At 47.7% G+C, this 11,621-nt stretch carries 13 protein-coding genes; 11 read left to right on the forward strand and 2 right to left on the reverse strand.

Annotated elements, in window-relative coordinates; translation table 11 throughout:
* Positions 1–136: 136 nt before the first annotated feature.
* From HW443_RS06765 to HW443_RS06815, 11 genes are all read left to right on the forward strand, one after another.
* A complete protein-coding gene (locus tag HW443_RS06765; protein WP_176231112.1) occupies positions 137–910 on the forward strand; it encodes an ATP-binding cassette domain-containing protein in 774 nt (257 codons plus the stop codon).
* Between the two features lie 8 nt (positions 911–918).
* The gene (locus HW443_RS06770; protein ID WP_176231113.1) at positions 919–1,461 is read left to right on the forward strand and encodes an alcohol dehydrogenase catalytic domain-containing protein; all 543 of its coding nucleotides are present in this window, start codon (positions 919–921) and stop codon (positions 1,459–1,461) included.
* 95 nt (positions 1,462–1,556) lie between these two features.
* Positions 1,557–2,759 (forward strand): uroporphyrinogen decarboxylase family protein, encoded by a 1,203-nt coding sequence (locus tag HW443_RS06775; protein WP_246273210.1) that lies wholly within the window; start codon positions 1,557–1,559, stop codon positions 2,757–2,759.
* Between the two features lie 134 nt (positions 2,760–2,893).
* Entirely contained in the window at positions 2,894–3,862 is a 969-nt protein-coding gene (gene iolN, locus HW443_RS06780; RefSeq protein WP_176231115.1) for a 3-dehydro-scyllo-inosose hydrolase, read from the forward strand.
* 166 nt (positions 3,863–4,028) lie between these two features.
* Positions 4,029–4,694 carry a cobalamin B12-binding domain-containing protein gene (locus HW443_RS06785; RefSeq protein WP_176231116.1) on the forward strand — a complete coding sequence of 222 codons (666 nt, stop codon included), beginning with the start codon at positions 4,029–4,031 and terminating at the stop codon, positions 4,692–4,694.
* Entirely contained in the window at positions 4,682–5,767 is a 1,086-nt protein-coding gene (locus tag HW443_RS06790; protein WP_176231117.1) for a uroporphyrinogen decarboxylase family protein, read from the forward strand. The genes HW443_RS06785 and HW443_RS06790 overlap by 13 nt, the downstream gene beginning before the upstream one ends.
* A 72-nt stretch (positions 5,768–5,839) precedes the next feature.
* Positions 5,840–8,527, forward strand: a complete 2,688-nt coding sequence (locus tag HW443_RS06795) for an alpha-mannosidase (RefSeq protein WP_176231118.1) — start codon at positions 5,840–5,842, stop codon at positions 8,525–8,527.
* Between the two features lie 192 nt (positions 8,528–8,719).
* On the forward strand, positions 8,720–9,964 hold the full coding sequence (locus HW443_RS06800; RefSeq protein WP_176235539.1) for an MFS transporter: 1,245 nt from the start codon (positions 8,720–8,722) through the stop codon (positions 9,962–9,964).
* A gap of 67 nt (positions 9,965–10,031) precedes the next feature.
* Positions 10,032–10,337 (forward strand): UPF0175 family protein, encoded by a 306-nt coding sequence (locus HW443_RS06805; RefSeq protein ID WP_176232051.1) that lies wholly within the window; start codon positions 10,032–10,034, stop codon positions 10,335–10,337.
* Positions 10,321–10,605 carry a hypothetical protein gene (locus tag HW443_RS06810; RefSeq protein WP_176226583.1) on the forward strand — a complete coding sequence of 95 codons (285 nt, stop codon included), beginning with the start codon at positions 10,321–10,323 and terminating at the stop codon, positions 10,603–10,605. The genes HW443_RS06805 and HW443_RS06810 overlap by 17 nt, the downstream gene beginning before the upstream one ends.
* Positions 10,598–10,801 (forward strand): hypothetical protein, encoded by a 204-nt coding sequence (locus HW443_RS06815; protein ID WP_176226584.1) that lies wholly within the window; start codon positions 10,598–10,600, stop codon positions 10,799–10,801. Before HW443_RS06810 ends, HW443_RS06815 begins: the two co-directional genes overlap by 8 nt.
* 60 nt (positions 10,802–10,861) lie before the next feature.
* On the opposite strand, the gene HW443_RS13940 is transcribed toward HW443_RS06815, so the two are convergent.
* Together HW443_RS13940 and HW443_RS06825 are read right to left on the reverse strand one after the other, a co-directional pair.
* Positions 10,862–11,080, reverse strand: coding sequence for a type II toxin-antitoxin system HicA family toxin (locus HW443_RS13940; RefSeq protein ID WP_176226585.1), 219 nt, complete (start codon positions 11,078–11,080; stop codon positions 10,862–10,864).
* The gene (locus HW443_RS06825; RefSeq protein ID WP_176236178.1) at positions 11,073–11,327 is read right to left on the reverse strand and encodes a type II toxin-antitoxin system HicB family antitoxin; all 255 of its coding nucleotides are present in this window, start codon (positions 11,325–11,327) and stop codon (positions 11,073–11,075) included. The genes HW443_RS13940 and HW443_RS06825 overlap by 8 nt, the downstream gene beginning before the upstream one ends.
* Positions 11,328–11,621: the final 294 nt, after the last annotated feature.

The following is an 11,621-nucleotide window of genomic DNA, read 5'->3' on the forward strand; positions in this document are numbered from 1 at the left end:
AATTGAACCACAACATATTGTATGTATTCAGGTAAATGACGTTGTAGGGTTAATAGTAGCTGCAACAATCCATCTCAAAATGATGGGGATAAGAGAATGATCTTCTTTGTCTAAGTAAGGAGGGGAATCCAAACTCATGCATCAGGATCAGTGCTTAGTGGAGATGATAAAGATAAGAAAGAAGTTTGGAGAGGTCCAAGCATTAAAAGATGTCGACTTTACTGTTCGTCGCAGAGAAATCGTAGGGCTGCTGGGAGATAATGGAGCAGGCAAATCTACTCTGGTAAAGATCCTGACAGGCATATTTCCTCCTGATGAAGGCGAAATTTACTTTGAGGGAGAGAGGGTAAATTTTTCGTCACCCCGACAGGCCAGAAAAATGGGAATTGAGACAGTTTACCAGGACTTGTCGTTAATAAATTTGATGAATATCTCAAGGAACTTCTTTTTAGGAAGAGAACCAGTCAGGAAGATAGGCTTATTTGGATTACTGGATATGAAGAAGATGAATAACGAGTGTAAGAAGGAGTTGGATCAAATCGGCATAAGAGTAAGGTCCACGAATGAACACGTAGCGGTTTTATCCGGAGGAGAAAGACAGGCAGTCTCTATAGGAAGGTGTATGTACTTTGGAGTGAAGCTCCTCGTTTTAGATGAGCCTTTGACTAGCCTGTCAGTCAGAGAGCAAAGAACAGTGCTTGGGTACATGGAAAGAGCAAGGGAATTGGGAGCTTCACTTATATTCATATCCCATAACGTACACCATGTGTATCCGGTCGCTGATAGATTTGTGTTCTTAGACAAAGGGGTCAAGATAGGAGAGTGCATCAAGAAAGAGGTATCAGCCGATGATGTCACAGAGATAATATGCAGTGGCAAAGTAATGGCTAAATCGGAAAATTCCAAGTGAGAGAGCAAATGAGCAAAAAAGTGAAAGCTGTAGTTATGCCAGAGCAGGGTAAGATAGAGATAAGAGAATTCCCCTTCCCAGATCATTTAGAAGATGGAGCTATGATTGTCCGCCCCATAATGTCAGGTATCTGTGGAACAGACAAGCATGCTTTCAGAGGAGAGTCGGTGCAGTACGCAGGAACAGAACGGGAGATTTTTGGTTCTTATCCGGTGATACCTGGACACGAAAGCGTAGCAGTAGTGGTAGAGATTACTCCTAAAGCCAGGAGAGAGATGGAATTTTATGGAGAAGCCCTCTCTGAAGGAGATCGGGTGGTTATTAGTCCGGATATTGTTTGCGGTTACTGCTATCAGTGTCGCCATGGCTTTCATTACACCTGGTGTGAGAATATTGAAAGTTACGGGCACATGAAATGTGATGCTCCCCCTCATCTTTTTGGAGGTTGGGCAGAATATATGTACATAAAGCCAGGAAGTCATGTCTGCAAGATCCCGGCTGAGATTAGCGATGAAATAGCCGTTGAAGGTAGTTTTCGTTCCTCAAAGTGATTCCTCGCCCTGACCACTTGCGTATGGCGAGGATGGAAGGAGCGAGAGACTTCTAGAAGACTATGCAAGGGCGGAGGAGATTTGCGTTGAATGAAATGACCTCCCGCGAAAGGGTTCTTGCAGCTATTAACCATCAGGAGCCAGATCGGGTGCCCATAGATTTGGGCGGTATCCTTTCGGGCGTCTCCCGGTTTGCCTATCGCAGGCTTTTAGGATATCTGGACCGAGCTGATCTACCCATCAACATTAGCGATCGTGTTCAGCAACTGGCCGAACCTCGTGAGGAGATTCTGAGGAGATTTGGCTCTGACTTCCGCCATATTCGGGCTGGCCCACCAGATAACTATGAAGAGCCCTCTTTTGGCGATCCTCACGCGTCTTACGAAGACTACGCCAGTGGAGCCACCCAGCATGCTTTTGTGGACGAGTGGGGCATCAAATGGCGCCGAGCTGCCTATTACTATGATATGGTGGAGCACCCTCTTGAGGGGGCCAGTCTGGAAGATCTCAAAGCCTACCGCTGGCCGGATCCTCACGACCCTGGCAAGACCAGGGGTCTTCGGGAAAAGGCCCGAGATCTCTATCTGAATACAGATTATGCTCTGGTAGCAGACCCAGCCTCAGGCGGCATTCTGGAGATGGCCCTTTGGACAAGAGGATTTGAGGATTTCTATATCGACCTGGGAACCCATAGCAAGTTTGCTACCATACTTTTAGATGGCATTACGGAATACTTTCTGGCCTGGTTTGGAGAGTATCTTGATACAGTAGGTGATTACATCCAGATCATTGCTCAGGGTGACGATCTGGGGATGCAGGACAGAATGCTTTTGCCTCCCAACTTATACCGCAAGTATATCAAACCGCGTCATCAAAAGGTGATCGAGCTTATCAAGAGTAAGACCAGGGCTAAAGTTTTCCACCATTCCTGCGGAGCTATTTTCCCTCTTATTGGTGATTTGATCGAGATTGGTGTGGATATCTTGAATCCGATCCAGCCACGAGCTGAGGGCATGGACACCTGGGAGCTTAAAAGGGTTTATGGACAGTCGATTACTTTCCACGGGGGTGTGGACGTGCAGACGGTACTCCCGCGTGGGACTACTGACGATGTTGTAGAAGAGGTAAAGGAGAGGATAGCCTCTCTTGGTCCAGGTGGAGGTTATATCCTGGCGGCCTCTCACAATATTCAAGCCGATGTTCCGCCAGAGAACATAGTAGCTATGTTTGAGGCGGCCCAGGAATACGGTCAATATCCTCTCCAGATTGAGTTAAGTAGGAGAAGTGATGCGTCTTAATGAATTTTGGTCTAATGCGAGAAAAGGTTCTAGATCATTCTTGAGGGTTCGGCCTACGAGGCCCGCGCCCCTTCTCATCATCTCATTAATTGATCAACAGCACCGTACTGTGGGTAATAGAAAGGAGAAAACTAATGTCCAAGTGGCAGATCCCGCCTCAGGGCGGACATCTAGATAAGGCAAGCGGGGTTTATCTTCAGAATATGACCTGGGGGGAGGTGGAGAAGCGTCTCAAAGAGAACGATATTATCATTGTTCCGGTGGGCTCTACCGAGGCTCATGGTCCCCACGCTCCTCTGGGTGAGGATACCTTTTTGGTCACTCGTATGGCCGAGCTGGTAGCCTTAAAAGTGGGCTGCACCGTGGCTCAGCCCATCTGGTACGGTTCTCATCCCTATCATCATATGGGTATGCCGGGGACCATCGTTGTACCTGAGGAGATCTTCTTAGGCCAGCTCCGAGCCGTAATAGCCGGACTGTGGAACATGGGTTTCCGTAAGCAGATCCTGCTCAACGGTCATGGCCAGGAGTACGTCATTCCCACGGCCATCCACCAGTTTGCCAAGCGCTATCAGGTACCAGGGATTTTTATTAATCTAAACTGGTATCATGCTATTCCCGAGCACTTTAAGACCAAAGAAGAGGGAGGTAGCTACGAGACCCACTTCATCCACGCCGATGAGGTGGAGACCTCCTGGTGTCTGGCCCTTTTTCCGGAGCTAATGGATATGGAGGCAGCGGTGGACACCAAACCCAGAGGATATCTGCCCGAGGGTCATGTGGATAGGGCTGGCAATCTCTTGCAGCGGCCCATTGCCTGGTATGGTCATGTGGGCCTGGGTCCTATTGAAGTGGCTGCTTATCCCGAGGGAGTGGTGGGCCAAGCTACTTTAGCTGAGGCCGAGAAGGCCCGAGAGGGCCTGGAGGCTCTTTTGGATTATATGGTACGCCTGCATGATGACATTCGAGCCGCCTTTCCCCCAGGCAAGCTCCCGCCCATCGAGGAGATGACTCAAAGGCCCAAAGAAGAGATCGAGGCGGTCATTAAAGGTCCTTTGGCTGAAGGTGGCAGGAGCATCTATACTCTGGGTTACCCAACTTAGAGAAGAAGTACTGGCGAAGGAGCGATTTGGTTTGGAAAGCAAAGAACGGGTCAAGGTCGCCTTGGATATGCTTCCCTCTCCATCGAAAGGGCCAAGGAGGCTGCCGCAGAGTTTGAAAAGCTGATGGAAGAAAGGGGATGAAACTATTTCGAAAGGAGTAAGAGCTATGAGTTCTACTCGACAAAAAGAGGAATACCTGGAAGAGATACGCGAAGCGTGTCTAAAGTTTAATTTCTTTGATGCTGAAGACGCGGTGGAAAAGGCACTGGGAGCGAATGTCCCTTCCGCTCAGATAAGGGACTGTTTCACCCGGATCATGAGTGATGCTTGTAAGAAATGGGAAACACGAGAATATTGTCTGCCCCATCTGTATGCTTTGACCAGTATAAATGAAGCCATCCATGGTCTACTTGAACCCCCCGCTGAAATAAAAGGTAAGGTAATCATAGCTACGATGGGTTCTATGCATTATTTCGGAAAGCAGCTTGTTAAATGCTTGCTGATGAACGATGGATTTGAGCTCTATGATCTGGGAGAGACAGTTCTTCCTCTGATGGTTATTGAGAAAGTCAAAGAGGTAAAGCCGGACATTATATGTTTAAGTGCGCTTGTTGCAGTTTGCCTTCCGCTACAAAAGGAGGTAGAAGTGTTGTTGGAAAAGGAGGGACTAAGGGATAGAGTAAAATTGTTAGTGGGAGGCATCTCTACTTCGCAGCGCTGGGCTGATGAGATGAAGGCGGATGGTTGGGCCCAAGATGCTGTCGGAGCGGTAAGAGAGGTTAACAGATTAGTAAAAGAAATGAAAAGGCGGAAAGAGAGATGGCAGAGCTAACAGGGTTAGAAAGAGCATTGAAGTATTTAAGGATGGAGCAACCGGATAAGATTCCCATCTGGCACCAATCAGCGGACCTGTCCCGTAAGTTTGTGGGTTGTCGTTGGCCGGAGTTCGTAAAAGACCCTAAGAAGATAGCCCAGGGTCATATAGAGTACGTGAGGCGCTTTAAACCAGATATGTCGGGTATCGGCACCCATATGTGGTGGCCAGTGGAAGCATTGGGTTTGAAGTTCCAGGTTCTTGACTGGATAGTCCAACCGGCTCCCTACCCGGCCAGGAAGCGTCCGAACCCGGAAATTTACAAGCGGATAGAGTATCGTGACCCCTGGAGCACAGAGAGCGCCAAGATAATGAAGGAAGCGTGTCATATTTACACAGAGGCGGTCGGCGGCGAGATATTATGTCGGCAAGGGTGGTACGGACCGCCGGGCATGCTCGGCATGTTGGTAGGGGTTCCGGAAGTAATGAGAGATATACTCATATTCCCGGAAGTTGTTTTTAAGACCCTGCGCGAGGTGATGGTGGATTATACTGCGGATTTCATAACTGGATGCGTAGAGGCCATGGAGCCAAACATCACCAACATCTGTTGGGCGATGAGTCAATATGATTGGGATATGTGTCCGAAGGAGTGGTGGGATGTTATGGCCGAGACGGACATAGCCTGTTTTACTAAAGTAAAGCAGAATATAAAGAAAAAGACTGGCAAAGATGTACCTATCACAACTCATATCTGTGCGCCGAATCCTGCCTTAGATTATATTGTAGAAAAGTTTGGCCACCTGATAAACGAAATCCAGTATTGGGGGCCGATGTGCCCTTATTCGCTTGAACAGGCTGTGAAAAATTTTGGGGATAAAATTCCAATCATGACGGGCATAGACCATACTCGCACTCTCCTGATGGGGACTCCCGAGGAAGTGGATAAAATGGTGAAAGACGCAATAGACACTGCCAGGGGGAAATGCAGTTTTGCCCTGGGTCCTGGGTGCGATATCGCTGCTGATACTCCGGAAGCTAATCTGCTGGCATTGGTTGAAGCAAGGGGCAAATACGGAACCTATGTTTAGATGGGAACGTAAATTTCTGATGAAGCGCTAATTATAAATAGTTACTAATCCGATCTATTAGGTAGGTGAGGCATGAATAAGCGCCGGAAGCATGCAGAGTTAATCGTCGTCGCTCATACCCATTGGGATCGTGAGTGGTATCTCACATTTCAGCAGTTCAGGTACCAGCTTGTGAAGTTGATAGATCAACTCCTTGATATACTAGAGATGGATAGAGACTACGTGAACTTCATGCTGGATGGTCAGACTGTGGTGTTGGAGGACTACCTGGAGATACGCCCGGAAAATAAGGAAAGGTTAAAGAAATGGATAGAGGAAGGGAGGATAAACATCGGACCTTGGTATACCCAACCGGATGAATTCCTGGTCTCCGGGGAGTCCTTAATAAGGAATTTGATGCTTGGGCACAAGGTCGGGAAAGAGTTCGGCAACGTCATGGAACATGGCTATTTACCGGATTCATTCGGTCATATCTCTCAGATGCCCCAGATTCTGCAGGGTTTTGATATAGATACTGCATTTATCATGCGGGGGGTAGGTGATGAAGTAGGCCAAACGGAGTTCTACTGGGAGGCTCCGGATGGCTCAAGAGTGCTCACCCATTATTTGGCTGCCGGTTATGGTAATGTAAACACTATGAGGCCGAATCCTAAGGACATAAAATTACCCTCCTGGTTAGCTGATCTACTTAAGAGAATTACAGGAGAAGAATTTAGGGATTTCTTTGATCTCCGAGATTTTATACTCTCGAAAGCCTCAACTGATACCCTGTTGCTGATGAACGGTGGCGACCACTTGGCCCCTCAACCCAATCTAACGGAAATTAGTGAAGGCGTAAATGAGAAACTCCCTGATGAGATCATCCAGGGCACGCTTTCTGATTTCGTCAATGAGGTGAGGAAGAAGAAACCAAAGTTGAGCAAGTTTAGAGGGGAGTTTCGATCTAGCAAGTATTTCCCCGTGCTTAGGGGGGTTTTATCTTCAAGAATTTATTTGAAACAGATGAATGCTAAGACAGAGACTCTTTTGGAAAGGTGTGCTGAGCGGATCTCGGCTATTAAGTGGGTTTTAGGCAAGGATTACCCAAGTGGCTTTTTCCAGGAGGCCTGGAAGCTCGTTTTGAAGAATCACGCCCATGACTCGATCTGCGGCTGCGGGATCGATCAGGTCCATGATGAAATGGAATCCAGGTTCAGACAGGCCCAGCAGATCGCTAGGGAGCTGATCAAGGACGGTCTCCGAGAGATAGGAGAGCGGGTAAATTTCGAAGGTAAAGATGGGGAGATACCGATCCTCGTTTTCAACCCCAGCCAATGGAGGAGGACCGACAGGGTGGTAGTGAGCATAAATCCCACTGTCAATTCTCAATACGGCAAGAGGACTTCGATGCCCTTGGAGGAGAAGATCGAGTTGAACGGTTATGTCCTGAAGGATCTGGCCGGAAAGATGATCCCTTTTAAGATTGAAGGTGAGAAGTTAATTCCAGAGGACATTCTGAATGGGGTCAAATTGCTCTTACAGAAAGTGATCTCCTTCCGAGCTGAGGACCTGCCTCCCTTTGGATATAGGGTGTATAAACTCACCCCGGGCCCAGAGGAGCAAGGAGAAGGCTTGGCAGTGGATGATAAGACTATTGAAAACGAGTTTTACAAAGTAAGAGCACAAGATGATGGATCTTTGATCATAGAGGATAAGGGAACCGGAGAAATTTATAGGAATTTTAACCACTTCGAGGACTCTGGGGATGCTGGTGATGAGTATAACTACTCCCCTCCCGAAGAGCAGGAGGTCTTCACCTCCAAGGGTATCAAAGCGGATATCAGGTTGATAGAGGATGGGCCGGATAGGGCAATCATCCGCGTAGACCAGACTTTGAAACTTCCAAAGAGCCTAACCAAAGATAGGAGGGGCAGGGGCAAGGAGAGGGTGGATGAGAGGATTGTAAGCTTCGTCACTTTGCAGAAAGGGGTGAGGAGGATAGATATCAGGACTATAGTGGGGAATGAAGCGAAGGATCATCGGCTAAGAGCTGTATTTCCTACCGGGATCAAGACGAAAGAGTCGATAGCAGAGAGCGCCTTTAGCGTAATACATCGTCCGACTGAGACCCCAGAAGGTGAGGGCTGGATCGAGAAGCCGAGCCCAACGCATCCCCAGACTCGGTTTGTAATAGTCGAAGATGGTGAAAAGGGAATAGCAATCTTAAACAAGGGCCTCCCCGAATATGAGGTTACAGAGGATGGAAAGATCTACCTTACTCTGTTGAGGTGCGTTGGCTGGCTCTACAGGGATGATCTTCAAACGAGGGAAGCTCACGTTGCTGGACCCAGCTATGAGACACTAGGAGCCCAATGTATAGGAAAGCATGAATTCGAATACTCCATTCTTCCTTATTGCAGGACGTGGGAGGAGGCTCAGATTTGGAAGCAGGCCATAGATTTTAATACCCCTCTCATAGGTTCCAGGATTGAGGGCAAAGGTAAACTCCCACAAGAATTCAGCTTTTTATCTGTTGAACCTGATGAGTTGGTAATAAGCGCGATCAAGAAGGCAGAGGAGGATAATTCACTGATCGTCCGACTTTATAACATCGTGGATAGGACAGTTGAAGGCTATATTGAGATGTATAAGGAGCTCAAGAGAGTGATGGAGACGAATTTGAATGAGGAACCCAAGAAAGAGCTGCCAATGGAATTAAATTCTAAAGTCCCCTTAACAGTGAAAGGATTTGAGATAAAGACGATCAAGTTGAGCTTTTAAGGGCATAGATTATAAGGAGATCTCATTTTTGGAATGAGGAATCGTCTCATTCGTCAGCTATGAGTCCCCGCGAAAGGATAGTGAGAACTTCTCGAGGGAGAAGGCTGGATAAGATTGTCTGGCAGCTAAGAATTTCTACGACCAGTCTTCTTCCCCGAGATTGATAATAGACTACATGGGAGGTTGAAATGGTTGGTTTATTTGAAAGGAAAACCAGGTAAGATTGCGTATGGCTTTGGCAATTTCGGTCAGGCGTTCTTATTTCACGCGATAGGTGCATATTTAATTTTTTTCTATACTGATGTGGTACATCTTGATCCAGCACTAGTTAGTCTTGCATTCTTGATTTCCTACGGCATTTGGAACGCCATAAACGACCCGCTCGCTGGACACATCTCAGATAGAACCCGCACTCGGTGGGGGCGCAGGATACCATTTATTTTGTTCTGTACGCCACTCATGGTATTACTCTTCGTTTTAGTTTGGACCCCACCCACCGGAGGCGTACCGCTGGCAGTGCCTTTCAATCTTTGGATATTTTTCTATTTCGCAATCATCATAGCACTTTTCGAATTACTGTACACTTTAGTCACTGTTTCGTATACATCACTGTTTCCGGAGATGTTTGAGGGGCTTAAAGAGAGGGCCGAGGTGTCTATTTATAGACAGGTTTCCGCGATGGTCGGTTTAATAATCGCTTTTGCTACGATGCCGCTGTTTGTAGACGCCCTAACCGGGAGATTTGGGATCTTCGGCGGGTGGACGGGGGCGGGTGCAATTCTGGGCTTCTGCGCCGGGGGGGCCTTTTTTATTTCTTTGCTTGGAAGCAGGGAGCGAAGGGAGTTCAGCATGGAAAAGGCGCTACCATTCATTACGTCATTCAGACTCGCTATTACGAACAGATCCTTCTTCACATTTGCGTCTGCCAATTTAATGATATGTTTCATCTGGAGTTGGCTTTCGGCGATGGTTCCTTTTTGGACGGTATACGTGCTTGGCTTAGGCCTGCAGGATGTGCCTATTTTGTGGCTCACCAATTTTACCGTGGCAATAGTACTTTATCCACTTTGGAAGAAAATCTGCGTCCGCTACGGCTCGAAGAAGACGCTCTTTTTATCTGTATCTCTATATACCATATTTCTCCTTCCAATTTTAGTAATAGGCGATCTTTGGCAAGCGATTGCGCTGATGGCTTTCCTCGGAGCCGCCCTCTCGGGAATAACCATCGTCAGAGATATAGTGCTCAGCGATGTGATAGATGAGGATGAAATCAATGTGGGCCTCAGAAGGGAGGGCGCGTACTTCGGTGTAAATGCATTCATCGAGAGGTTCTCCCTTGAAAATAACCCAATTTTCATGCGACGTGGTGTGCCGCGGCGCATGGGCGATTCCTTTGGGATATGCGGAGGTATTATGGCCCTTCTTGACCCTTCTTGACACGCAGGGAAGGTCAAAGGTCCCTAGCCCCCTTGTAATCTACTGGATTTGGCAGGAGGTTGAACCGATGTTGAGCACGGAAGATCTTGTGAAGGCCGGGCTGTATGACAGTGAAGAGGCAGTCATACAAGATAGCTTGCGTTGCCTGCTTCAGGTACGTCCAGGGCTGAGGCTGGAGTTAGCTGTCTACTGGTATCAGACCGAGGACATCTCCCTGGGCAAGGCAGCGAACCTGGCTGGAGTGAGCTTTGAGCAGATGAAGGAGGTCCTGCGAAGCCGTGGCATCCAGCTTCGCCTGGGGCCAGAGACCCGGGAGGAAGCTCTGGAAGAGGTAGCCACCTTACGGAGGCATCTGCGTGGCCAGAGTGGTTAATAACACCGTCCTCTCGAACTTCAGTCTGGTCGGCCGCCTGGACATCCTGCGTGAGCTGTTCGGCAAAGTGTACGTGACCCACGAGGTGCGGGAGGAGCTGTTGCGGGGGATCGAGGAGGGCTACGCTTTCTTGGAAAGAGCTGAGGCAGAGATAAAGGTAGGAGAGGACGCCTGGCTGGAGCTGGTGGGGTTTGACAAGCCGGGAGACAGCCTAAGAGCGCAACATTCCGTTAATAGACTATTGGCTGGCTCTCCAATCATTGCCTAATAAAGGTTTGAGCAATGATGGGATTCACCCCAGCGTTTATGTACGGGATGGAAGGGCCGAGGGAGGTTATCTGACAAAAGAGGCTTTGCAATACGGTTATAACATGCGAAATTTAACTTTTCTTCAAATGCTCTCCAAGGTTAAGGATATAGTTATCGAGCATAATGCTCTGGATAGTGAGGACGGTCAGGAATGACTGTTTTAATTTTTCCCTAACTCCAAAGCCTGCTAATCTACAAGCTAGCAAATTGCTGAATTATCTTTCTAGCCATTCCTCTTTGGTGACGCCAGCTCGTCTCAGAATTCGTGAGAGGAGAGCTACCCCAATATCTCCACGATGCGGATTAGGAATGGTTAACACCAAACTACCTTTTATCATGTAGGGGTGTTTCCCACCCTGATAAGGCCCATCAAACCCGAGCTTTCTAAGCCCTTTGACTAAGTTCGTCCATGAAACGGGTGACAGCTCAGCCACTAACTTCTAGCCTTTTGAGTTCTTCTAGTCTGTATTCACCTATTGGGGGGATGGGCAATTCTTTTTTGAGTCTTACTACGAGCCAGCCATCGATAACCTCAGCTAAATTATGACGGCATTCCTCAAGTGTTTTGCCGGTAGCCCATACCCCTTCAAGCTCTGGAACCTCTCCATAGTACGGCTCTTCATCATCAATAATTTCATACTTCGCCCTACTTAAAGCAGAGTCAATATATTCTCTAATCATTTTTCACCCCTCTTATGCTTCCTCTCGCTATACAATAAGACAATTTGTTGCAATACGAATTACTCGAAAGTCATTATAGCCTGAACGGTTACTAGAGGACAAGACGCCGTACAAAAAGGCCAGATTTCACAAACTTATTGTCACTACCTTTTTTCTTTTTTAGGTCTCCCTTGAAAATAACCCAATTTTCATGCGACGTGGTGCGCGGCGGTGCATGGGCGATTCCTTTCTAGACAAAATACCTGGTAAACCGTATTATTGTTTTTCACAGGATGCCATTTTCTGTTGAACCTG

It is taken from the genome of Candidatus Hakubella thermalkaliphila (genome assembly GCF_013281975.1).
GTDB classification, from domain to species: domain Bacteria; phylum Actinomycetota; class Humimicrobiia; order Hakubellales; family Hakubellaceae; genus Hakubella; species Hakubella thermalkaliphila.